General features: G+C 28.3%; 22 protein-coding genes. 17 read left to right on the forward strand and 5 right to left on the reverse strand.

The features are described 5' to 3' along the window. From KGF46_RS16600 to KGF46_RS16610, 3 genes are all read left to right on the forward strand, one after another. The coding region (locus KGF46_RS16600) for an RNA-guided endonuclease TnpB family protein (RefSeq protein ID WP_227850750.1) at positions 1-355 on the forward strand (355 nt) is incomplete at its 5' end. Positions 356-743: 388 nt separating this feature from the next. After that, positions 744-3,866, forward strand: coding sequence for a bifunctional diguanylate cyclase/phosphodiesterase (locus KGF46_RS16605; protein WP_227862185.1), 3,123 nt, complete (start codon positions 744-746; stop codon positions 3,864-3,866). Positions 3,867-4,149: 283 nt separating this feature from the next. Next, positions 4,150-5,436: a transcriptional regulator gene (locus KGF46_RS16610; protein ID WP_227830007.1), complete on the forward strand. Its 1,287-nt coding sequence runs from the start codon at positions 4,150-4,152 to the stop codon at positions 5,434-5,436. A gap of 285 nt (positions 5,437-5,721) precedes the next feature. Here the strand turns inward: KGF46_RS16610 and KGF46_RS16615 are convergent, their stop codons facing one another. Together KGF46_RS16615 and KGF46_RS16620 are read right to left on the reverse strand one after the other, a co-directional pair. Beyond that, a complete protein-coding gene (locus KGF46_RS16615; RefSeq protein ID WP_227842765.1) occupies positions 5,722-6,828 on the reverse strand; it encodes a M20/M25/M40 family metallo-hydrolase in 1,107 nt (368 codons plus the stop codon). A gap of 35 nt (positions 6,829-6,863) precedes the next feature. Beyond that, on the reverse strand, positions 6,864-8,405 hold the full coding sequence (locus KGF46_RS16620; protein WP_227839684.1) for an AbgT family transporter: 1,542 nt from the start codon (positions 8,403-8,405) through the stop codon (positions 6,864-6,866). An 851-nt stretch (positions 8,406-9,256) separates the two neighbouring features. Between KGF46_RS16620 and KGF46_RS16625 the strand changes: the two genes are divergently transcribed. Next, positions 9,257-10,318: a GGDEF domain-containing protein gene (locus tag KGF46_RS16625; protein WP_227830004.1), complete on the forward strand. Its 1,062-nt coding sequence runs from the start codon at positions 9,257-9,259 to the stop codon at positions 10,316-10,318. A 371-nt stretch (positions 10,319-10,689) separates the two neighbouring features. Here KGF46_RS16625 and KGF46_RS16630 read toward each other — a convergent pair whose 3' ends face one another. From KGF46_RS16630 to KGF46_RS16640, 3 genes are read right to left on the reverse strand one after another with little or no spacing between them, the layout of a single operon-like run. Beyond that, positions 10,690-12,000, reverse strand: coding sequence for a M20 family metallopeptidase (locus KGF46_RS16630; RefSeq protein ID WP_227830002.1), 1,311 nt, complete (start codon positions 11,998-12,000; stop codon positions 10,690-10,692). A 12-nt stretch (positions 12,001-12,012) separates the two neighbouring features. Further along, positions 12,013-12,483, reverse strand: coding sequence for a hypothetical protein (locus tag KGF46_RS16635; protein ID WP_227830001.1), 471 nt, complete (start codon positions 12,481-12,483; stop codon positions 12,013-12,015). 3 nt (positions 12,484-12,486) lie between these two features. Continuing rightward, complete coding sequence (locus KGF46_RS16640; protein ID WP_227830000.1) at positions 12,487-13,338, reverse strand: DUF3100 domain-containing protein; 852 nt, start codon at positions 13,336-13,338, stop codon at positions 12,487-12,489. A 414-nt stretch (positions 13,339-13,752) separates the two neighbouring features. On the opposite strand from KGF46_RS16640, the gene KGF46_RS16645 reads away from it, so the two are divergent. The 13 genes from KGF46_RS16645 to KGF46_RS16705 all read left to right on the forward strand — a co-directional run bounded on the left by KGF46_RS16645 (position 13,753) and on the right by KGF46_RS16705 (position 25,885). Then, positions 13,753-14,664: a helix-turn-helix transcriptional regulator gene (locus tag KGF46_RS16645; RefSeq protein WP_227829999.1), complete on the forward strand. Its 912-nt coding sequence runs from the start codon at positions 13,753-13,755 to the stop codon at positions 14,662-14,664. Between the two features lie 127 nt (positions 14,665-14,791). After that, entirely contained in the window at positions 14,792-15,292 is a 501-nt protein-coding gene (locus tag KGF46_RS16650; protein WP_227829998.1) for a GyrI-like domain-containing protein, read from the forward strand. A 582-nt stretch (positions 15,293-15,874) separates the two neighbouring features. Next, positions 15,875-16,237 carry a response regulator gene (locus KGF46_RS16655; protein ID WP_227829997.1) on the forward strand — a complete coding sequence of 121 codons (363 nt, stop codon included), beginning with the start codon at positions 15,875-15,877 and terminating at the stop codon, positions 16,235-16,237. Between the two features lie 97 nt (positions 16,238-16,334). Next, positions 16,335-16,919 carry a chemotaxis protein CheC gene (locus tag KGF46_RS20415; protein WP_227862193.1) on the forward strand — a complete coding sequence of 195 codons (585 nt, stop codon included), beginning with the start codon at positions 16,335-16,337 and terminating at the stop codon, positions 16,917-16,919. Further along, on the forward strand, positions 16,916-17,401 hold the full coding sequence (locus KGF46_RS16665; RefSeq protein ID WP_227842761.1) for a chemotaxis protein CheD: 486 nt from the start codon (positions 16,916-16,918) through the stop codon (positions 17,399-17,401). Before KGF46_RS20415 ends, KGF46_RS16665 begins: the two co-directional genes overlap by 4 nt. A 41-nt stretch (positions 17,402-17,442) precedes the next feature. Next, on the forward strand, positions 17,443-17,961 hold the full coding sequence (locus KGF46_RS16670; protein ID WP_227829995.1) for a chemotaxis protein CheW: 519 nt from the start codon (positions 17,443-17,445) through the stop codon (positions 17,959-17,961). Positions 17,962-18,096: 135 nt separating this feature from the next. After that, positions 18,097-19,056, forward strand: a complete 960-nt coding sequence (locus KGF46_RS16675; protein ID WP_227829994.1) for a diguanylate cyclase — start codon at positions 18,097-18,099, stop codon at positions 19,054-19,056. A gap of 41 nt (positions 19,057-19,097) precedes the next feature. Then, positions 19,098-20,801, forward strand: a complete 1,704-nt coding sequence (locus KGF46_RS16680; protein WP_227829993.1) for a methyl-accepting chemotaxis protein — start codon at positions 19,098-19,100, stop codon at positions 20,799-20,801. A gap of 61 nt (positions 20,802-20,862) precedes the next feature. After that, positions 20,863-22,989: a chemotaxis protein CheA gene (locus KGF46_RS16685; protein ID WP_227862186.1), complete on the forward strand. Its 2,127-nt coding sequence runs from the start codon at positions 20,863-20,865 to the stop codon at positions 22,987-22,989. A 12-nt stretch (positions 22,990-23,001) separates the two neighbouring features. Next, a complete protein-coding gene (locus KGF46_RS16690) occupies positions 23,002-23,442 on the forward strand; it encodes a chemotaxis protein CheW (RefSeq protein WP_227829991.1) in 441 nt (146 codons plus the stop codon). Between the two features lie 35 nt (positions 23,443-23,477). Beyond that, positions 23,478-24,281: a CheR family methyltransferase gene (locus tag KGF46_RS16695; protein ID WP_227829990.1), complete on the forward strand. Its 804-nt coding sequence runs from the start codon at positions 23,478-23,480 to the stop codon at positions 24,279-24,281. Between the two features lie 39 nt (positions 24,282-24,320). Next, positions 24,321-24,902, forward strand: a complete 582-nt coding sequence (locus KGF46_RS16700) for a CheB methylesterase domain-containing protein (RefSeq protein ID WP_227829989.1) — start codon at positions 24,321-24,323, stop codon at positions 24,900-24,902. A gap of 119 nt (positions 24,903-25,021) precedes the next feature. After that, positions 25,022-25,885, forward strand: a complete 864-nt coding sequence (locus KGF46_RS16705) for a DUF3298 and DUF4163 domain-containing protein (RefSeq protein WP_227842759.1) — start codon at positions 25,022-25,024, stop codon at positions 25,883-25,885.

Raw genomic sequence — 25,885 nt, forward strand, 5'->3', positions numbered from 1 at the left:
AGAAAACCAAATAATTTGTTTAGAAGATTTGAAAGTGAGTAATATGATTAAGAATCATAAATTAGCAGGTGCAATAAATGAAGTTAGTTGGTATGAATTTAGAAGGTTACTTGAGTATAAGGCTACTTGGTATGGGAGAGTAATTTCTGTAATAGGAAACACATATCCATCAAGTCAGTTATGTAGTGTATGTGCTCATAGAAATAAAGATGTAAAGAACTTATCCCTTAGAAAGTGGGTTTGTCAAAAGTGCAATACACAGCATGACAGAGATATAAATGCTAGTGTAAATATACTAAAAGAAGGATTAAGATTAGTGGGGATGGAACAGTCCTTAGAGCCTATGAATGCTTAGTACAAAAGTACTATCGAATAGGAATCTCCACCTTCAAACGTTATCGAAGGTAGTTAAGGTGGAGTAGTTCAATTATATATTGGATGAAGATATGAGCATAAAATATGATTCTTATAATATAAAACTTGCTTAGGACTAAGTTAAGGGACAAATAATAAGAATTATATGAAGATTAAAAAAATAGTATGTACAGCAAAAGATATTTATGATAATTTAAGTTTTAGAGAGCTTAGGTGAGTGATATAATGATGAGCTCTATTTGTCAAAAAAGATGATGCTATTGTATTCTTTTTTTTTATAAAAAAGTACAATAGCATCATCAAAGGTATAGCAAAACTTGACATAGTTTCAAGAATTTAAAAAATTGGATAAAAGGAGTTATACATAAATGAGTGTGAGAAATTTAGTAGATGAATTAGATGAAATTATATATGTTTCCTCCTTGGATACATATGAACTTTTATATATTAATAAAAATGGGAAAAGGGTGCTAGGACTTGATGATATTTCTCATAGAAAATGTTATGAAGCATTACAAGGGAGAGATTCTCCTTGTGAATTTTGTACTAACTCTTTTTTGAAAGATGATGAATATTACATATGGGAAAATACAAACACTGAAATAGATAGACATTTTATATTAAAAGATAAATTAATTAAGTGGGAAGGTAAAACTGCACGACTGGAAATAGCTCTTGATATTACTGATAAGGAAAATATAAGTAAGTCGATAGAGGAAAAATTGGAAATAAAAGAATTACTAGTTGGGTGTATTAAACATCTTATAACAGAAACTAATTTTTCAAATGCTATAAATCTTGTATTAAGCAGTATTGGGAAATTTCATAAGGCTGATAGAGCATATATTTTTGAAGTGTCCACAGATGGTAAAAAGATAAATAATACATATGAATGGTGCAATCAAGGCGTTGAGGGACAAAAACAATTCCTTGAAGATATTGATATTGAAGCATTAAAAAATTGGTTTTCATTATTTTATGAAAAAGGTTTTATAATATTAGATAATATAGAAAATATAAAAGAAACACAACCAATTGAGTATGAAATTTTAAAACCTCAAAATATTGAAAGTTTAATAGCATCTTCATTAAAGCAAGATGACAAAATTATTGGATTTATTGGAGTTGATAATCCAAAGAGAGCTGTTAAAGATACATCTCTTTTGACTTCTCTATCTTATTTTTTATTGACTGAAATGAAAAAGAGAGAGGTAGAAAATAAATTGAATCATATGAGTTATTATGACTTTTTGACTGGGGTTTACAATAGAAATAAATATATTAAATGCATAGATAATTTTTACAGCAATAAAGCTAAATCTATAGGTGTTGTGTTTATAGATATAAATGGATTAAAAGATATTAATGATAACTTCGGACATGCTAGTGGCGACTCTGCTATTGTGTCAACCTGTGTAATTATAAAAAAATACTTTCATTCCTATAATATTTATCGTATTGGTGGAGATGAGTTTGTTGTATTATGTGAGGAAATTTCAAAACAACTATTTGAAGAAAAGGTTACTTGGTTAAGTGAAGAGTTTAAAGATACTAGGGTATATAGTGTAGCAATAGGAAGTATTTGGAGTGAAGATAGTATAAATATACATAGCTTGGCTAAAATTGCTGATGAGAGAATGTATCAAGATAAGCAAAGATATTATGAAAAAAATAAACTAAAGAGCAATAAAGTAGAGGGGATAAACAATTTAACTGGTTCAGAAAAAAGAATTTTATCTACATATGAAAGTTTAGAGACGGAAGAACCTTTTGACAGTATAACAAGTGATGGATATTCTAAAACTTATGAAAAACTAGTTTATAATACATATGATATTATCTTAGATATTTGCTTAGAGAAAAATTTAATTACTCCAATCCATCAATCAGAAAACAATATTTTTAAAATTTCTGTAAAAGAGAATATACAAAAAACATTTTTATACATTAGAAATTATATAGTTCATCCTGATGATAGAGCTATATTTTACTCTAATCTTTATTCAAAGTTTCTTGATGATTCAAAAAATAACAAGCAAGAGGACTTAAAGTTGAGTTTTGAATGTAGATGTTTAGGAGAGGATAAAAGGTACTATTGGACATCCATGTGTATCATAAATGTTATCAGTAAAAATAAATTTGGTGAAAATCAGACACATATTTTGCTTTCTATTAAAAATATAGACCATATTATGCAAATACGTAAAAGACAAAGAGATATATTGACAGGGCTATATAATTACGAAGACTTTTGTCAACAAGCAAACTTATTACTTAAAAAACATCCTGATAAACATTATGTTGCTATAATGATGGATATAGATAAGTTCAAGGTAATTAATGATATTTATGGTATTCAAGAGGGAGATAGAGCATTAATATATATTGCAGAACTGATTAAAAAAAATATTACTTCTAAGGGAATCTGTTGTCGTATGTATGCAGATGTGTTTTGCATTTTTTATGAGTGCTATCAGGATAAAGATGTAGATAAATTAATTTATAAAATTACAAAAAATTTAAGTACAAAGCAATTTGAGTATATGTTAATACCATGCTTTGGAATTTATAGGATTCTGGATAATAATATATCAGTTACAAATGCCTGTGAAATGGCAGGATATGCACATAAAAATGTAAAGAAGCAGAGCATAAATCATCATATGTTTTATGATGAAGCTATGAGAAATGATGCAATTGAAGAAAAACAGATGGAAAGAGAAATGGAATATGCATTGGAAAATGGACAGTTTCATGTATACTTACAACCTAAATATAATCTTGAAATAAATAAAATTATAGGAGCAGAGGCTTTAGTTAGATGGATACATCCAGAAAAAGGTATAATACCTCCAAATAAATTTATATCATTATTTGAGAAGAATGGATTTATCATTAAACTAGATATGTATATATGGGAGCAAGTATGTGCTTTGATAAGAAAATGGATAAACTTAGGTCAGAAGCCAGTACCTATTTCCGTAAATGTATCAAGATTACACTTGTATAATCCTCAATTTAGATATATTGTTTTAGGTCTAATAAATAGATATAATATACCAAAATCATTTTTTGAATTAGAACTTACAGAAAGCTTATTTATTAAAAATATAAAGTTATTTGCCAAGATAATAGCAGAGCTTAGAACAGATGGTATTATTTTAAATATGGATGATTTTGGTTCAGCATATTCTTCATTAAATATGTTAAAAAATATAAATATTGACACATTAAAGATAGATTGTGGATTTTTTAATGAAAAAGAAATTACAGAAAGAGAAAAAATTGTTTTAAAGCATACTATAGCAATGGCTAAGGACTTAAAAATGGATGTAGTTGCAGAAGGTGTAGAAACAAAAGAGCAAGCAGAGTTTTTGGCCAGTTTAAATTGCGTGGTAATTCAAGGATATTACTATTGTAAGCCTATTCCAAGTAGGGATTTTGAAAGTTTACTTTATAATCATCAAGATAGTAAACTAATAACTACTTAAAATAATATGCTTCATTTAAATATAATATATTCTGTGATAGGTTGTCTAAATTAAATGTAAGATAGTCTGTATATATTCAATCAATTAATAATTCAAGATTGAATATATATAGGCTTTATAGTATTTAAAATTTATTTTTCAGACATTTTTATCCTAAACGCTTGTATAGAGGTTCTTTACCGTAAATATAGAATGTGAGATAATAAATTAAATAAAAAATAAAAAGCAATGACATTATAATTTTTTTAGCAAGTACAATATTGATGGATTAGGAGCGAAGTTTATGATAGTGGGTATTATAGGTCCTTCAGACTCTGGCTTTAAGATAAAGGAAGACTTAAAACAGATAGACAGCAATTTAGAAACTAAAATATATGTAAGAGAAAAAGTAGTAGATACAGTAGAAGTTATTTCGAAATGTGAAGATGAATGTGATGCCATTATATTTACAGGGTGTGGAGTCTATGAGTTTATAAAATCTAGATATGAAATAAGTAAACCACATTCATTTGTTCCAAGAAGTGGGACAAGTATAATGAAAGCATTTTGGGCAATAAAGAGTGCAAATATAAAGCTAGATAAATTTAGTATAGATGTAGTTGATAGATATGTTGTAGAAGATGCACTTAAAGAGTTTGATATTGAAGCTACAAGTATATTTTGTAGGCCATTTTCTGTAGAAGTAGGAGAATCTGAACTTGCAAAGTGGCATATACAATTGTTTGAAGAAAATAAGACTGAGATAATGATAACCGGTTTTGGAGCAGTGTACAATGAGTTAAAGCAAAGAGGTTATCCTGTATTTCGCCTACAAGCAACTATACAATTAATCAAAGAAAGTTATGAAAAAGTGAAGAGTGAATATGCTCTAAGCGAGGCTAGATTTTCTCAAATTGCAGTAGAAATATTGAGTTTAATAGATTATAAAGAGAAGATAGAAAACTATTATTCTGATATGATAAAAAAATCAGATATGGATAAGCTTGTAGTAAACTATGCAAGAAGTATTCAAGGTTCTTTATTTTCGTTTGGAAGAAATGATTATGTAGTATTTGTTCATAAAGGTGTAGCTGATAATGAGTACAATTATGATAAATTATTTAAGCTAAAAAGAGATATAAAAGACATGGGATTTTCTCTTAGTATAGGGATTGGTACTGGAGTAACTGCATATCAAGCTGAAAATAATGCACATAAAGCATTAAGACATTCAATAGATTCAAAAGAGATTGGTATATATTTAGTAGATGAAGATGAAAATATAAGAGGTCCTTTAGCCTCAGAAAATGAATTAAATTACTCCCTAGTATTGGCTGATGAAAAAATAATAGAAATATCTAAAAAAACTGGGATGAGTTGCGAATCAGTAGCAAAAATCATAGCTATAAGTGAAAATAGAAAAAGTAAGATTTACGATTCAAAAGAATTGGCAGAATATCTAAATGTAAGTGAAAGAAGTGCAAGGCGTATACTGAATAAAATAGTAAGTGCAAATCTAGGTAGAATATGTGCTAAAGAAACTAGTATTGGTGGAGGAAGACCAAAGAATATTACTGAGATATTGTTTTAAAATATTATATAAGATTGTATTAAGTGTCATATAAAACACTAAAACCTATGTAAATCAACTTTTTAAGATAGTACTTATAGAGTTGAAAATACATAGGTTTTTAATTATGAGATTTAAAGAGTAATATTGTATAAAAGTATTTATATGAGTGATAGCACTCTAATTTATCATTAATTTTTTATAATTTATTATTTAACTTAATCATATGATAGACTGATTTAAAAGTAAAATCTAATATCTATAATCTAGACATATGATATGCTAATTTAGAAGAATATATAATAATTATAATTTAATCATATGATAAACTATTTTAGCAGTATCATATAATTCATCTATATTTACATATTCATTAACTGTGTGTACATCATACATCCCTAAACTTAATATAGCACAGTTATATCCAAGATTAGCTAGTATATTTGCATCACTACCACCACCAATTACCATTGGATTTGGAACAACACCAACTTGTCTTATTGCTTCCTCACTTAATTTAAAAACATGACTGTCTCTACTAAGTTCAAAACTTGGATAAGACATATTATGTTCAAAAGTGTAAGTAGTATTAAATTTAGATGCAGCATCTAAACAACATTTTTCCATATGATTAAGTTCATATTCTAAAGTTTCAGGGATATGAGACCTGATTTCAGCAGTCAATGTAACCTTATCAGTTACTATATTTGTAGCTCCACCACCTTCTATTTTACCTATGTTTGAAGTTGTCAGAGAATCTATTCTACCTATATGCATATTGCTTATTGCATGAGAGGCAACCAATATAGCATTTATACCTTTTTCAGGTTCTATACCAGCATGTGCTTTTTTACCATAAAAAGAGATTTTTATAGATTCCTGTGCAGGAGCCTTATATGCTATAGAACCAATAGCCCCACCAGAATCTAAAATCACCATATCCTTGCAAGGTAAGTTATCAGGGTTAAAGTTTTTAACACCATGCATACCAGCTTCTTCACAAATTGTAAAACATAGATATATATCTCTATGTGGTATTTTTTCTGTAATAACATGTTCTAGAGCTTCAAGGATAGCGGCTATACCAGCTTTGTCATCTGCACCAAGTGTGGTAGTCCCATCACTTCTAACTATGTTACCATCTAGTATTGGATTTACACCTAAACAAGGTTGAACTTGGTCCATATGAGCACATAAACAAAGAGGTCTACTTCCTTCTTCGCCTTTTATATATGCGATGACATTTCCCGTATTACCACCATATTTTTCACCAGCATCATCTATAATAGCGTCTATATTTCTTTCTTTTAGATAGTTTACTATCCACTTGGACATTTCCAATTCTTGATTAGATGGACTGTCAATTCTAACCATATCCATAAAATTATTTATAAGTCTATTTTTACTTAACATAAATCATTTCTCCTTTTAGAAAAAAATTAAATAAATTACATACTATAAGAAGGGAATATTCCAGGTCCTAATGGAATATTAAACACCATAAATAGTATCAATAGTATAGTCCATACTATCAAGAATGATATAGAGTATGGTAACATATTAGCTATTACAGTCCCCATACCCGCATCCTTATCATACTTTCTTGTAAATGCTAGTATAATAGGGAAGTATGGGAATAATGGGCTAAGTGGATTTGTTATACAGTCACCTATACGATAAGCCATTTGTGTAAGTGCTGGATTGTATCCAACCATCATAAACATTGGTACGAATATTGGTGCAAGTATAGCCCACTTTGCAGATGCACTTCCTATAAATAAATTTATAAAGCACGATAATATAATAAATCCTATCAATAATAAAGGACCATTTATTCCTGCTGATTTCAAAAACTCTCCACCTTTTACAGCTAGTATTAAACCTAAATTACTGTTTGTAAATAATTGCAAAAACTGTGAAGCAGCAAATGCTAGTATTATATATCCGCCCATATCACTCATTGCACCAGCCATTATAGAGACAACATCTTTATCCTTTTTTATTTTACCTATAGTTTTTCCATATACAACACCAGGTATAAAAAAGGCTAAAGCTATTATAGGTACCATACCTTTCATAAGAGGAGCATTATTTGATAATAAATCTCCTGTTTCTGGGTCTGCTAAGAATGGTTTTTGACCAATTACACTAAGTGCTATTATAATTGCTGCATATATTAATATACTTATACCAGCTTTTTTAAGTCCTTTTTTTTCTACATCGCTAAGACTACCATCAACATCTAACTCTGCATTTCCCTCGTATTTACCAAATCTAGGAGCTACAATTTTTTCTGTTACCCAAGTTGCCAATAATATTAATACAAAAGTTGATGCTATCATAAAAAATAAGTTCATTGTTGCATTAGCTTCAAATCCAGAATCAATCATCTGAGCTGCTGGTACTGTAAAGCTTGCAGCAAGTATATCGTTAACACTTATCATGATGTTTGCTGCAAATCCTAGACAGACTGCGGCATATCCAGAAAATAAACCTATAAGTGGATGTCTTCCAACACCAAGATATACAAGTGCAGCCAATGGTGGGAATAGTATTGTACCAGCATCTGATGCAATATTTGCAAGCATACCTATAGTCATTACGACAAGAGTTACTTTTGTTTCAGGAATTTTGCTTACTGATGCCTTTATTGTTGCTGTCATAAGTCCAGTTTTATCACAAACACCAGCACCTATCATAGTAACTAAAACTAGACCTAAAGGTGCAAAGCCTTGAAAATTACTAACAATATTTCCTAATAAAATCTGAAGTTGTTCTACAGTTAATAAATTTACAGCAGTTATAGTCTCACCAGTACCAGGATGAACTACTGATATACCCATAGAACCGATTATGCTAGATAGTATAAGTAAAAGTACACATAATCCTAAAAATATTGTAACTGGGTCTGGTAGTTTGTTACCAACAATTTCTATTCTGTTCAATGTTCTGTCAAAAAAGTTCTTCTTTTTAACTACGTTATCATTCATAATATCCTCCCTATGTTTTTAAAATATAATATTGAAAATGAGTATTGTGGTCAAATTTATGATGTAAATTATGACTGTCAATTTAAGACGTGTCCACAATGTGTCCTAAAAAAAGTATAAAATAAACTTTTTCCTATGTCAATGTAATTTTCTGAATTTTCTGGATGAGTGGTGTTAATTAAATATGCTTTAAGTAGATTGATACCGAATTATGTCTAAGTTATCTACATTATATATACGCTTTAAAATTAATTTTAAAACAAAGTTTTATAAAAATCTAGTGGAATATTAAGTTAGTAAAAGAATAAATTAATAAAATACAAAACTTTATAACAGCTAAAGTGGAGTATTTGGGTTAGAATTAAAAAATAATATGTAAGAGGATAAATTGTCATAAGAATATATGAAAAATATAAAAGATTAAAGAATGGTAGAGAAATAGTAAAATACACAAGTTTATATTATGATGAATATAACCTATGTAGGAGCTCTTTTTTAATGACTTTTGTATATGAGAATGCTATAATATATTCGATAATAAGTAAAGAGATATTAAAATAAAATTAAAAATATTAAGCTATTTATATGTTTTTGTAAACTAGATAGTAATATTATTATATTTTTATAAAAAATATATTGGAAATATAATCAATTTATATAATTGGAAATTATTGGATTGTTTTTAATATCGAAATAAAAAAATATGAGTAATAGTACTATATGATAGTTAAATCACTTTTTAAATTAATAAATAATGTGAGAGTTTATTTATAAGTGTATCAACAGTAGTTGAACTGTAGAAGCATTAAATAATTCGTGAATGAGAGTGTGTAATGTACAAGGGGGGTATGATGTTAGAAACAATATTAAAGAATTTTAAAGCAAAGAAGATGAATTTGTATAAATCTGAAATTAGATTGAGAAATTATCGAAGTTTCTGTGGTTTATCATTATTAGGACTCACTATTTCAGCTATGGTGTTTGTATTTGGATTAATTTTATCAGAAGTTGTTACTTTTAATATAGAGTTTTTTATTATACTTGGATACTTTTTTATTCTTTATATTATTTCTAAATTTTACTTAAAAAAACATTCTCAGTATATAACACTTATCTTTTATTTGGCATTAACTCCAGCTATGATAATGGGTATTTTGATGGGAACTTTTCTAGATAAAACAGAACCATCAATCACGATTATGGTCTTTATATGTGTACTTCCTTTATTCATATTGGATAAACCGTGGAGAATTATTCTCTACATAACAGGAACTGCTATAATCTATGGTATTTGTTGCTTTATAGCAAAGGATATAAATATGTTTATGGCGGATTTAGTTGATTTAGTTATTTTTTATTTTTTATCTGTAGGTGTCAACTTTTTTATTCTAAATGACCGTATCGAAAGTGTAGAAAACTACATTAAATATAGAACTAAATCAGAAATTGATTTATTGACAGGTATATATAATCGAGGTGCTGGTGTTGAAATGATTGAACAGCTTATGGACGAAAAAAAGTATGGAGCCTTTATTCTTATCGATATAGATGATTTTAAATATATCAATGATTCTTATGGTCATATTGTAGGTGACCGTTATTTACAAGCTGTAGCTGATAATATAAAGAATATTTTTTATGATAGTGTAGTTTTAAGATTAGGTGGTGATGAATTTGCCATCTACGCTAAGGATTTAAATAATGAGGAGAAGTGTAGAATGCACTTTGAGAAATTATTTGATGCGTTAAATAATATGGAAGATTTATCACAGAATAATTATGTATTTCATATTAGTTTAGGATGTTCAATCTGTGATAAAAATATTACTAATTTTGAAGATTTATATAGTAAGGCAGATGAAGCTCTTTATGCAGCAAAGGAAGCAGGAAAAGGGTGTTATCGAATAAACTGATTTAATATTTTATCAGGATTTCTATCTATATCGAGTAGAAGTGAAATTGAATCAGAGGTATGTCCTGGTGTATCTATGATTTTTCCACATAGCTCTGCTTCAATTTCTTTACGATTATCATCAGATATAAGAAAACATCTCTTTTCAAATTCCTGTTTTAGTGGGGGAAACAAGTTTCTATTTTATTAAAAAAACATACCACACTTACAATTATACTTCAACATAACTTTATAAATTTTGCAATTAGTACCTATTTGCAAAAAAACAAGACAATAATTATATGCTATAAAAAAATGAAATACAAGAAAAGATGGTAGAGCCTCTATGACATATACCACCTTTTATATTATATAAATCAATCTTTAACAGACCTATAAAGTTTTGTCGTGTTTTTCTAAGAATGTTAAGTATTCTTCTTTAGTCATAACTGGAGTAAAGGCATCCAGTATATCTTTAGTCTCCTTAGCATTATCAAAAAGAAGGTCTACAACTGTAAGTGCCATAGCCTTAGCAGGAACTATGTAAGCTAAGTCTTCATCAACTATTTCAAAATCTCTCGTATGAAGAGCACCTTTTACACCACCAATCATAGGGTGAAGGGTAGGCATTATATGAGATACATCTCCAAAATCAAATGAACCAGTGAAATCTCCACCATCGATAATCTTTCCTTTTAAACCTAAATCTTCAAGGTTATTTTTAAATAGGTTATCAAGGTTTTTGTATCTTAATATTGGTAGATACCCAGGAATTTCAGTTATCTCAACATCAGCTCCAACCGCCATTCCACCAGCCATTAATGCTTTATTTATTCTTTTATTAGCATCTATCATGCCATTTATAGTTCTGGCTCTTACATATGATTCCATATGAACATCAGCAGGAACAACATTTACTATATCTCCACCTTTTGTGATGATAGGATGAAATCTAACTCTTTCAGATTCTTTAAAAGTCTCTCTAAGTGCATTTACATTATTTATAGCAAGCATTGCTGCATTTAAAGCATTTATTCCATCATGTGGAGCAGAACCAGCATGAGATTCTTTTCCTATAAATTTAACCTTTTTGCCGACAAAGCCATTACTTTCAGGGCCAACTAAAGCCTTATCCTCTCCTAAATCTGAAGAGTGAAACATCATAGATATATCTATATCATCAAAATAACCTCTTTTTATTAGTTCTTGTTTTCCACCAAAGTAAGTTATTTTTCCTTCTTTTTTCAATTGTTCTCTGTATTCTAATTCAATAAATTCTTCAGCAGGAGTAGCCATAAAAGATATTTTACCATCTAAATGTTCTAAAACTCCACTTTTTACTAAACCAACAGCAGCACCTAACATTCCAGCTATTTGTATATTATGTCCACAAGTATGAGATGCACCTATTTCATTAGAATCTTTATGTTCTTTGCATGATATACCATCTAATTCTCCAAGTATAGATATATGAGGACCTTCTTTACCAGAATTTGTATCTGCCTTACATCCTGTAACAGCTATATTTTTTTCGACAGATAAGTTTAGTTCTTGTTCAAAAAAGTTTGAAACAGCTTCTGTAGTTTTATACTCTTTATATCCATATTCTGGATTCTTGTAGATTCCATGACCTATTTCTAATATTTTTTCTTTGTTTTCATCGATAGTCTTTATTACTAGAGATTTTAATTGTTCTTTATTCATAATAAGTTCCTCCTATATTTTACCTTGAATACTTAAAACTATATGAGCTATACTTGCACATGCAAAGAATATAGTTGTAAAAACAACAAGTGATATTATAACTATTTTCCATGACATTTCCTTTAAAGCTTCTATTTTGTTTCCAACAGAAATTCCTGCAAAAGCTAGTAGAGGAGTAGTTATAGCCATAAAATTAATATTATTAGTGCTAGTTAAGAATACTTCAGATGTTGGACTATATGGCATACTAAGTAAAAGACCTATTATAGTTGCAAATCCAAAAGCAGGAAATATTGATTTAGGAAATAAATCCTTTATAATCATAGCAGCCATAGCAGCTAATATTAACATTACCATTCCAGGAAAAGCTGTTACTATAGATGTACCAACACTAATTCTTTGCCCTATAAGAATTATAACTCCAATAATAGACATAACCAATAATTGATATGAACTTTTCTTTAAATCTAAATTAGCAAACATTTATTAGCACTCTCCTTTTGTAGTTTTTGTTTCTTCAGCCTTTTTACTTCTTGAAAATTTAGGTTCTAAAATTTTGTACATAAAGTTAGTAAATGGTAAAGATACAAAGACCAAGAATATAATTCCTGTTATACTAGACATCATATTACTTGTTGCTGCATAGGCAAGTATTGTATCTGCCATTTCTGGAGGTACCATGGTAGAAAGTGAACCAGCAGCTGCGGTCATCATACTTCCACTACCGACACCACAAGCCATTCCTAAAGCATATGGATGAAGGCCACTATAAATTGACACTGAGCCTAACACACTAAAATATATAGTACCAAGAACTGTACCCATTAAATATGTACCAAGTACGCCACTACCTTCTGGAGAATTTATTCCATATTTTTCAGATATAACTCCTAAAGAAGGTTCACGGCTTATACTTGCAGTAGCTCCAATAGCTTCTCTTTTCATACCAAACATTAATGCAAGAGGTAATGCAACTATTGGTGCAAGTATGTGACCAAATTCTTGAGCAAGAAATGCAGGTCCAGCTTGAATTATCTTATCGATGTTTGGACCAACAGTAGTCCCATATTTTATACCAAGCATTACTAGTGCAATTCCAACAACTTCACCAGCAATATTGATTTCTTTTTCTCCAATAACTTTTTTAAGTGCTTTAATTTTTTTTCCCAATAAGTCAGGTGTTATTATAAGTCCGATTATAACTGCATAAAGCATTGGAAATAGTATTATAGAAGCTGAACCAATAGCTAAGGTTCTTTGTCCTATAAATTCACATATTACTACTAAGATTAAGCAAGTTAAAAAGACTTGAATAAAGTGTTTTTTATTAATTTCCATGATTGCCTCCCTAAAAAATAAATATTGTACTTATTTGAATTTGAAATAGAAAATACGCTTTCTTAAATATAATACGTTTTCCTAAGTTACATAGAATTATATAATAAAACTAAATTACATAGAATTATATAGTAAAATTGTTTTTCAAATAAGTTTCAGAAATGTCAATAACATGTCCTTAATTAAGGATAAATCAAAAATTTAACATTGTCAACGAAAAAATATCTAAAATATTACATAACTTCAAAATAGTAGCATATAAATTTATTTATTAAAAATTTGCTTAAATATTGTAGGAATAAAATATAAAAAGCTTTAAAATATATAATATAATAGTAAAATTAATAAATTATAAAGTATACGAGAAAAAAGCAATTTAATATAATATATAATAATTTTAGTGGGTGATAATAGGTGAAAATAAATAGATTAACAGAAATAATAGTAATACTATTAAATAAAAAATTAGTTACTGCTAAAGCGTTGGCTGAGAGGTTTGAAGTTTCTACAAGAACTATATATAGAGATATAGAAACTCTGTCTATGTCAGGGGTACCAGTATATATGACTAAAGGCAAAGGAGGAGGAATATCTTTAATAGAAGAATATTCTATAGACAAAACTATATTGTCAAAGGAAGATAAGGAGAGTCTAATAATAGCACTTCAAACATTGCAAGCAACAAAGTATCCAGAAATAAATTCAGTAGTAGATAAAATTGGTTCAATATTTGGAGAAAGTAATTTTGCAAACTGGATTGAAATAGATTTTACTGAATGGGGAAGTAATTTTAATGAGGATGATAAATTTACAAAAATAAAAAATGCTATTTTAAGACGCAACACTATAAATTTTGATTATGTAAATAGTTTTTCAAGTCAGACAAATAGAACTGTCGAACCTATGAAGCTAATGTATAAAAGTAAGACTTGGTATTTGTATGGGTTTTGCAAATTAAAGGACGATTTTAGAATATTTAGAATCAGTAGAATGAAAAACTTAGTAGTAAAAGAAGACTTATTTTCAAGAAAGATGATTGAAGAGGCATGTTTAGATGACTCTAAAATAATTAAAGAACATATTGTAACTCTAAGGCTAAGATTTAAAGAAAAGATGCTATATAGAGTTTTTGATGATTTTAACAATGATTTAATAACTAAAAATGAAGATAATACGTATGATGTAATTGCAGAATTCCCAATTGGAGAGTGGATTTATGGATATATCTTATCTTTTGGAGATAGTGTTGAAGTACTTGAACCTAAATTCATTAGAGATAATGTTATAAATAGATTGAAAGAGATGTTTAATATGTATTCCTTATAAGTTACTATTACTAAATTTAATTATATTAAAATATATGACATATAGATGTCGTATTTTATAAATTATAATTAAATCAAATAAACATATAATCAAAAGCAATCAATAAAGCTAAAGTGAGGTATAAAGTATGGATTATGAAATAGTACATATAAGTGAAAAAATAGTAGTAGGTGTATCAAAAGAAACTACAAATAACAATGGGCAAGCAGTAAAAGACATAGGTGAATTATGGAAAAACTTTATGGGGAAAGGTATCTATAATGCTATAAAAGGTAAAAAAAATGATAAAACAATAGGTTTATATACAGACTATCAAGGTGATTTTACAAATCCATATAACTTTGTAGCATGTTGTGAAGTAAATAGTGAAGATGATAAGGATAACAATCTAAGTGAATTTAATGAAAAAGATATTTGTGGAGAGTTTGTTATAAGTAAAGTTATACCAGGTGGTAAATATGCAAAATTCACTATAACAGGAGATATACAAAAGTCAGTAGGAGAATTCTGGTTTGAGTTTTGGAAAATGGATTTTGATAGAACTTATATAAGTGATTTTGAAGAATATCAAAATAATACATATGATATGAATAAGCAAGAAGTTCATATTTACATTGGAATAAGATAAATTCATTGATAAATTTTAATAGATAAAACTTATTATAGGGATAAATAAGTTGATAATCATGAGGGAGTGTATTATACACTCCCAATTTTTATTTTATCTTTAAAAGTGATAATATTATATTTTCTTTAATTACATAATTTTTGAGTAGTTCACAAAGTTCTCTATCATCATCTCTAATCAATATTTTGTTCATAATTTAAATCTACCTTTAGCAATATGTAAGAATTTATTAATTATAATAGGCTATAAATTTAATTATAATTCAGCCGATAATACATGTATATTATACAAATATTTTCAATTTATTATATTTCTATATAATTGGTTTTTTGACAACTTTTTACGTTTTTATATGATTATGTTTTTAATAACTCGTCAAAATGCCAAACATATATTACAATAGAGATATAAGTTTTTTAATTGATAAACTGTATTAATAAAGTTGAATATAATATAGCATGAATATGTACTTTTATTTATAGATGAAATGTATTTATTATGTAGGGAAAGTAAGTCAGTAAGTATAGACAATGACTGAAAAATAATAGCATTTATTGTTACAAGTATGGAGGAGTTAGTTTTATGGAAAATAAAATTTTAATAGTAGATGATGCTATTTTTATGAGAATGATGATTAAAGAAGCTCTGAGTAAAAGTGGTTACGATAATTTAGTAGAAGCAAGTGATGGAGAAGAAGCTTATAATATGTTTAAAGATGAAATGCCTGATTTGACACTACTTGATATTACAATGCCTAAAAAAGATGGTCTAGAGGTATTAAAGGAAATAAAAATGTTGGATTCAAATGCTAAAGTGGTGATGTGTTCTGCAATAGGGCAAGAAAATATGATTGTGGAAGCTGTAAAGCTTGGAGCATTAGATTTTATAGTAAAGCCATTTAAAACAGAAACATTGATTAAAGTTGTAAATAATGCCTTAAAATAAAGGCTGTAAATACACCTTTATATAGTAAAAATACATAAATGTAACAATAGAGGGAGGGGTTTATATTATAAATTATTCACAACTTGATGATGTCCATATAGATGCTCTTAGAGAAATTGGTAATATAGGCTCTGGGAATGCAATTACTGCACTTGCATCCATGATAAATAGTAAGATAGAAGTATTAATACCTATGGTCAAGATACTTGAATATAGTGAAGCTACAAATTTACTTGGAGGTCCAGAAAACAAGGTTGTATGCATTTTACTTGATATGAAGGGCGATATTAATGGGATGTTTATGTTTTTGCTGGATGAATCAATCACTCAACTTATGCTTAACTCTCTTTTTAATAAAGATGAAGCTTTCTTAGACGAAATTACAGGTATTGAAATTTCTGCAATCAAAGAAATAGGAAATATTATGGCAAGTTCTTATGTAAATGCTATTGCATCTATGCTAAATATGAACATAAGTATTTCAGTTCCAGATATGTGTATTGATATGGTTGGAGCTGTGTTAAATGTACCTATGATAAGATTTTCTGATGTTGGGGACAAAATTTTATTTATAGAAAATAAATTTAAAAATAGCGATAATTATTTTATTAGCCACATATTGATGATTCCAGAAATGGACTCGCTTAAAGAAATATTAGTAAGATTGGGATTAGCAGTATGAGTAGAGAGATAATAGTAAATATTGCAGATATGAAAATAGTGTATAAACCAAATGTTTTGGTTACTTATGCACTTGGCTCTTGTGTAGGAGTATGCTTGATAGATAAAATAGCGGGAATTGGTGGAATGTTACATGTTATGTTGCCATATAGTAAAGATGCTATTCATATTGAAAATAAATGTAAATTTGCTGACACAGGAATAAATGAACTTATTAAGTCTATGGAGCATATAGGTGCAAATAGGACATATATAAAAGCAAAAATAGCTGGAGGAGCCCAGATGTTTTTAGGAAATAGTAATTCATCAATTGCAAGCATAGGCTATAGGAATGTTGAAGCAGTAAAAAAAACTCTTTTAAGCTTAAACATTCCTATAATAGCAGAAGATACAGGAATGAATTATGGAAGAACAATACGCTTTTATACTGAGACAGGGGATTTAATTGTAGACTCAATAAATAAAGGAAAAAAGAAAATATAGCTATATTTTTATGTAGAATATGTTTAAGGGGGAGGTATTAAATGAGATTTCCAGATGACCCATATTTAGGTTATGAGTTAGTCGATGAGGGGATTAAGTACCTAAAATTTAAAGTAGATGAACAGAACTTTGGGATTGAACTTGAAAAAGTCATAGAGATTGTTGGGAATCAGGAAATCATATTTATTCCAGAACTCCCAACCCATTCAAAAGGAATAATAAATTTAAGGGGAAAAATTATCCCAATAATAGATATGCATTTAAGACTGAGGAAAAATAATTTAAATACTACTGATTATGTATATATAGTAATAGTTGAGCTGGAAAGTTTAGTAGTTGGATTTGTAGTTGATAAAGTTGAGGAGATAATAGGTTTAGAAGAAAATCAAATATCACCTCCACCAAGGGTTACTCTTGAATATTCAGATTATTTTGTAAGCGGTATTGGAGAGATAGACAATCAAATAATTGCCTTGTTAGATTTGGAGAAGCTTTTGACAGATGAAGAAGAACTTTTAATAGATGAATTGCTTTGTAAATACAATTGCACTATCATGTAACACATATATATAATTATAGTGGCATTGTAATTATATTATAATGGGAACATTTGGAACTATAGTGGTATAATTATTAAGTATAAGAATTTTAAATTATAAGAATTTGAATATATTATGTTTAAGAGAGGTTTGGATATGGAAAATAAGCAACAAGGAACAATTTTAGTCGTTGATGATAGTGTTCTAATGTGCGATTTAATAGATAAAACACTTACAAAAGATAATTTTAAAGTCATAAAAGCCTTTAATGCAATAGAAGCAAAAGAGTGTATTAAAGAGTTTACACCAGATATTATTCTGCTTGATATAATTTTACCAGACAACTCTGGATTTGAATTATGTAGAGAAATGAAATCTAATATTCGTACAGAAGACATACCTATAGTTTTTATAACTTCAAAAAATACAGACACAGATATAGTAAAGGGTTTTGGAGTAGGAGCGATAGACTATATGGTAAAACCTTTTAGTATGACAGAACTAAAAGCTCGTGTTATGGCTCACATTGAAGTTAAAAAATCTAAAGATAAATTAAGAAAAATAAATGATGAGCTGGAATCTTCTCTTGAAAAATTAAATAGATTAGTTGTAAGAGATTATCTTACAGGTCTTTATAATAGACGTCATATAATTAATCAGCTTATGGAACAAAGAAAAATTAATAGATATAGTCATGAAACAGTGTCTCTTATTCTTGGAGATATTGACGATTTTAAAGTTATTAATGATACTTATGGTCATGAAGCAGGAGATTTTGTGCTAACAGTAATCTCAAGTATAATTAAAAAGAATTGTAGACAAATTGATACTGTATCAAGATGGGGTGGAGAAGAATTTTTGATAATGCTCACTAATACTTCAATAGAAGGAGCAAAAATGCTTTCAGAGAGAATTCGCAAAGAAATAAAGGAATTTGAATTTAACTATAAAGGAAATGAAATAAAATGTACTATTACATTAGGAGTAGTAGAGGTAAACTCAACTATATCATTAGAAGAAAATATATCCCTAGCAGATAAGGCAATGTATGAGGGTAAAAATCTAGGAAAAGATTGCAGTGTAGTAAGTACAATGAATGGACTACAGAAGATATAGATTGATATCTTGATAAACTTACTTTATAAAGGAGTATAGATATGAAAAGAGAAGTAAAGCTTTCCAAATTGGCAATAGTATTGCTAATTGTTATAGTACTAGCCGTTATGGCAGGAATTTTTTCTTCAATTTCATCTTATAGAGCATTTGAGAAAGTGGAAAAAAGTATCAATGACATGAACAATTTGAGAAATCAAAGTCAGTATATAAAAGACACAACTGGAGAAGTTTGTGACATGTTAAGAAGATACGTTTTTACAGGTGAAAAAAAGAATAAGGATGTCTATGAAAAAGAGCTATATGGAAAAACAAGAGAATCTGCTTTAAATAAACTTGAAAAAATTGGTCTTACAAAGACTGAGTCAAATAAAATTTTGGAAGCTAAAGAGATATCTGATTCTTTGGTACCAAAAGAACAAAGTGCTATAAATGCAGTTGAAAGTAATGACAAGAGCTTAGCTCAAAGCATAATTTTTAGTAGGGAATATGTAGAATCTCAAGAAAAAATGGATTCTTTAATAGATGAATTTCAAGAGGATGTAGTTACTCGTTCAAATGCTGAAATTGTGGAAGTCAAAAAAGAATTACAAAGTTTGATACTAAGAACGATATTTATACTCTCACTATTAATCATATTAACAATGATAGAATATACAGTAATAAAACTAAAGATAGTAATTCCTATTAATAAAGTAGAAAAACACTTTTCAAGAATTGCATCTGGTGATTTAAGAACAAGCATAGATGTTGAAGAAAGTAAATCTGAAATAGGAATGTTAGTAAGTTCTGTTAAAAAGATGCAAGATATGTTGTTAAATTATATAGACCTTATAGATAGTACATTGACTAGTATCGCAAAAGGGGATTTAAGAATAGACATAGAACAAGAATTTATAGGAGATTTTAAATCAATCAAAACATCATTAGAAAGTATAATAAATTCTTTTAATGATGATTTCTATGAAATAAATCTATCAGCTGAGCAAGTTGCAAGTGCATCAGAACAAGTATCAGCAGGCGCACAAGCTCTTTCACAGGGTGCTACTGAACAAGCTAGTTCAGTAGAAGAATTAGCCTCTACAATTAATGAAATATCTGATGGAATTAAGCAATGTGCAGATAGTGCTAGTCTTGCATGTGAAGTATCTGACCAATCAGCACTACAAGTTGGTTTTGGAAGTAGATGTATGGATGATATGATGACATCAATGGGGGAAATAAGTGAAAAATCAAATGAAATATCAAAGATAATCAAAACTATAGATGAGATAGCTTTTCAAACTAATATTCTTGCATTAAACGCAGCTGTTGAAGCAGCAAGAGCAGGTCAATATGGTAGAGGATTTGCAGTTGTTGCAGATGAAGTTAGGTCTTTGGCTGGAAAAAGTGCTAAAGCAGCTCAAAACACAGCAATTCTTATAGAAGAAGCTATTAAAACAGTGGAAAATGGTGTCAAAATTGCAGAAGAAACTGCAAAAGCATTAGACTTAGTTGTAAATGATGTAGAAAAAACTACTAATTATATTAATGGAATTTCTTCATCTGTACATAGTCAAGAGATAGCAATTACACAGATTTTATCTGGAATAGAGCAAATTTCAATAGTAGTTCAAATGAACTCTGCAACAGCAGAGGAAAGTGCTGCAGCTTCAGAAGAAATGTCTGCTCAGGCGCAAATTTTAAAAGAATTAGTAGAAAAATTTCATCTAAAAGAAAGTGAGATAAGAAAATCATCGTGGATTTAGATTATAGAATATTATATATAATGAAAAATAGAAATTTATTTGTCGACTGTAGGTGATAAATATGAATTATATTGAACCAAGTATGAGACCAATGTTAGATATGTTTATCTTTGAGACAAGTCTATTACTCGAGCAATTAGATGAAATTATGATTCAGACAGAAAAAGAAAGAGTATTTAGCAACAGTAATATTAATGAAACTTTTAGAATTATGCATACAATAAAAGGCTCAGCTTCTATGATGGGTCTAGACAATATGTCTGCTTTAGCACACAGTGTAGAAGACCTATTTTATATTATACGTGAAAGAAAAATAGAGATTATAGATAATGATTTATTGTTTGATTTAGTTTTTCAAGCATTAGATTTTATAAAATCTGATGTTGGGAAACTACAATCAGGAGATTGTATAACTTCTGATTGCTCTAGCTTTATAAAAGATATTGAAGATTATGTAAGTACTCTAGAACTATCAAGTTCTACAAATTTACAAGATAAGTTGAACTTAGAAGACACATACGAAAAAGAAATAACTAATTTAAATTTTTCATATAAAGAAGGCTCAGACATAGTTAAAATAGTTTTTGAACAAGATTGTATGATGGAAAATGTAAGAGCCTTTATGCTTACATTTGAATTGCAAGATTACTGTGAATTTTTAGCATTTTATCCTGAGGATGTAGAAAAAAATACGGATACAGCAGAATATATTAAAAAATATGGATTTTATATACAATTTATCGATAAAGATGATAAGAACATAATTTATAAAACAATAAAAGATAATCTATATGTAAAAGAGTATTCAAATGTTGATAAAGATGATATATATACAAGTGAAAAACAGGATAATATGTTGGCGAAAAAGTTAAAAACTAATTTGGAGATAAATTCCAAAGATGAAAATAATTTTGTAAAAGAAAAAAGTGAATTACAAGAAAGTGTTTTAAATGAGGAAATTGATTTAGAGCAAGATGGTTTAATTGAAGAAAATGAGCATCTGCCAATAAGTAAACAAAATATTATGACTGTAAATTTAGAAAAACTAGATTTGCTTCAAAATATAGTTGGAGAAATTGTAATTATGGAATCAATGGTTGTAAATAGTGTAGATTCTAAAGGTGTTGATATAGATAATTTCAATAAAGCAACAAGACAATTACATAAGCTTACAGATGAATTGCAGGATATAGTAATGTCAATGCGTATGGTTAAAATTGCAGGCGTATTTCAAAAAATGCATAGAATTGTACGAGATATGAATAAAAAATTAGAAAAAAATGTTGAACTAATGACTATAGGAAATGAAACAGAAGTAGATAAAAATGTAATGGATAATTTAGCAGAACCATTTATGCATATTATAAGGAATGCTATGGACCATGCAATAGAGCCTGCTGCTGAACGTATATCTAAAGGTAAAAAAGAAATAGGAACTATAATTTTATCTGCTGAAAATTTAGGTGGAGAAGCTGTCATAAGTATTTCAGATGATGGGAGAGGCCTCATGAAAGATAAGATTTTGGAAAAAGCTAAAGAACAAGGTCTTCTTAAACATCAAATTAATGAATATACTGATGATGAAATTAATTCTTTAATTATGACTCCAGGATTTTCTACAAAGGAATCTATAACTGAATTTTCTGGTAGAGGAGTAGGGATGGATATTGTTCGTAAAAGTATTGAAAAAGTCGGCGGTTCAATTGGTGTAAAAAGTACAAAAGATGAAGGAACAACATTTACTATAAAAATACCACTGACACTTTCTATAGTAGAAGGTATGGAGTTCAAAGTTGGAAATTCGATGTTTACTTTGCCAATATCATCAATAAGAAGTACATTTAAACTTGCAGATTTAAGCCAAGTAATTAAAGATGGCAGTAAAACAGAATTAATTACAATATATGGAGCATGTATTCCTATTATAAGATTACATAAAATATATGATATTCATACAGATATAACTGAATTAGTAAATGGGAATATGATAATCATAGAAAATGAGCATAAAGCAGTATGTATTTTTGTGGATGAAATAATAGGAACTCAACAGGTTGTAGTAAAGCCATTTCCAGTTTATTTTAACAGGTTTAATATGAAAAACAATGGTTTTTCAGGATGCACAATACTTGGTGATGGAAGTATAAGTCTGATTATAGATGCAGATAACATTATGGAAATATATTAGGGGATTTAAAGTATGTCTACAGATGAGATTATAAAACAAGTATTAACATTTTATGTTAATGATGTTATTTATGGAATAGAATTAGAAAATGTAATTGAGACTATAAGGTTTCAACCAATAACATATGTACCACGTCTTCCAAATTATATAAATGGAGTTATTAATTTGAGAGGAAGAATTATACCAGTTATTGATATGCATATTAGATACAATCTTCCTGAAGTTGATTATAATGAGAGAACATGTATAATAATTATAAAAATTGATGAGTATCAAGTTGGAATTATTGTAGATAAAATTGTTGATGTTGTTCTTATAGATAACTTAAACTTACTAGAGACAACTATTTCTAACAACGTAAATATAAATAAAGTTATAAAAGAGATTGTAAAAGTTGGAGATAATTCTATACTAATTTTAGATATTCGAAAGTTTCTAATTGGCAGCATGTAATTAGATTTGACAAATTAGCAGGAGGAAGTTTTTGTATGATAAAACTTACTGATGAAGAATTTAAAATTCTTGTAAACTATATAAAAAAAGAGTATGGAATTGATTTAAGCAAAAAAAGGGTATTAATTGAAGGACGACTATATAATACAATGCGAGAGAGAAAGTTTAGTTCTTTTAGTCAATATATGAACCTATTATTTAAGGATAAGACAGGAAATGAAGCTATAAACTTAATAAATAGGTTGAGCACAAATCATACATTTTTTATGAGAGAACATCAGCATTTTGAGTATATGTATAATAATGTACTTCCTTTTTGGGAAGAAAATAATAAACTCAGAAACTTAAATATATGGAGTGCAGGTTGCTCCAGCGGAGAAGAAGCATATTCAATAGCTATGATTTTAGATGATTATTTTGGAAGTAAGAAAGATTTGTGGAATATTAAAATTATAGCCACAGATATTTCAATGAATTCACTTGAAAAAGCTAAAAGAGCTATATACACAGAAGCAAATGTTGATAATGTTCCAAAATTATGGAAGAAGAAATACTTCATAGATAATAAAGATGGTACATTTAAAGTTTGTGATAAGATTAGAAAAAGTGTATTTTTTAAAACATTCAATTTAATTGAAGATTTCTCACATCAATTTTTTGATTTGATTTTTTGTAGAAATGTTATGATTTATTTCGATTTAAAAACAAAAGAAGAGCTTATAAGTAAATTTTATGATGTAACTAAAAAAGATGGCTTTTTATTTGTAGGTCATGCAGAGATAGTAAATAGAAGAAATACAGAATACAACTATGTAAAACCTGCTGTTTATAAAAAATAGAAGAATATTTTGGGTATATGATTTTGTGGGGGCGGTAATGTGGAAAATATTAATAACATGGTCATTGCTATAGGCGCATCTATAGGTGGTACAGAAGCAATACTTGAGATTATAAAAGACTTACCAAAATCTACACCAGGGGTTGTTGTGGCTCAACATATGCCAGCTATATTTACTGAGATGTATGCACAACGACTTGATAAGCAGTGTATTATGAATGTAAGAGAAGCTAAAAATAATGATAGAGTAGAGCAAGGAAATGTACTTATTGCACCTGGTGGATATCAAATGAAATTACATTTAGATAAAGATGGGTATTATGTAACTTGTGAAGAAGGTAAAAGAATAAGTGGACATTGTCCATCTGTAGATGTTTTGTTTGACTCAGTAGCACAAGTAGCAGGTAAAAACTCAATAGGGATAATACTTACAGGAATGGGTTCAGATGGAGCAACTGGACTTTTGAAAATGAGAGAAAAAGGTTCATTTACAATTGGGCAAGATAAAAATTCTTGCATTGTATACGGAATGCCAATGATAGCGTTTGATAGAGGTTCTGTTGTAATCCAATTACCACTTGATAAAATTTCAAGTTGTCTGATAAGTCATCTTAATATTTGAAAAGCAAAAGATTAATTTTTATAAATAAAAATTAATCTTTTATTAAAATATATGGATAAAAAACCCTAGAAACTCCAAATATAATAAGAGAGATTTATATTTAGGAGGAAAATGATAAGATGAAATTTTTTAAAGTAAATACGAAAGCTAGAGTTTTAAGATATGTGTTTGTTTTATCCTTGACTATAATAGCTGTTTTAGCAATTAAACATGACTATAGATATAATAATTTAGGGAAAGATGCTTTACTTAATCTAAATAAAGATAAAGAAGCTGTAAGCGTTATGAGCAATCAATCATTGCCAAAAGATATTACAAATAGTAAACAAACTTTATCAGTAAGTACAATAGGAAGTAAAACAATAGTTAAAAATGATGAATATATAGAAAGCACTATAAATATGCCTATAATAACAAATTCAAATAAGATTGTTGAAAGGTCTACAAATGATAGAATAAAAAATGATATATTTGAATTTTATAACAAATCGTATAAAGAGGCAAAACAATACCTTAAAGATAATCCTGATGAAGAAAATAAATTTGTTGCAAATGTAGACTTTGAACTTAAAAAGAATACTGATTCTACTCTTAGTATAAAGGTAAGATATTATACTTATAGTGGTGGAGCACATGGATATTATCAAGATATAGCTTATAATGTAGATATGAGAACAGGTAAGTTTTTAGAATTAATGGACTTATTTAAAGATAATGCTAAATATAAAGAAGTTATAGATGAGGAAATTAAACAACAAATAACTGATTTGGAAAAGAAAGATAAAGAAAATGTAGGAATATATAATTTTAAGGGGATAAAAGAAAATCAAAATTTTTATTTGCAAGATGATAACTTAGTTATATATTTTGATTTATACGATATAACTCCATATGCAGCGGGAATACCAGAATTTTCAATAAATAAAAAACTAATAAGCTACATGTTAAAATCGGAGTATGTAGATTTGTTTAATATGAAATAG

The organism is Clostridioides sp. ZZV14-6153 (assembly GCF_020657855.1).
Classification (GTDB): domain Bacteria; phylum Bacillota; class Clostridia; order Peptostreptococcales; family Peptostreptococcaceae; genus Clostridioides.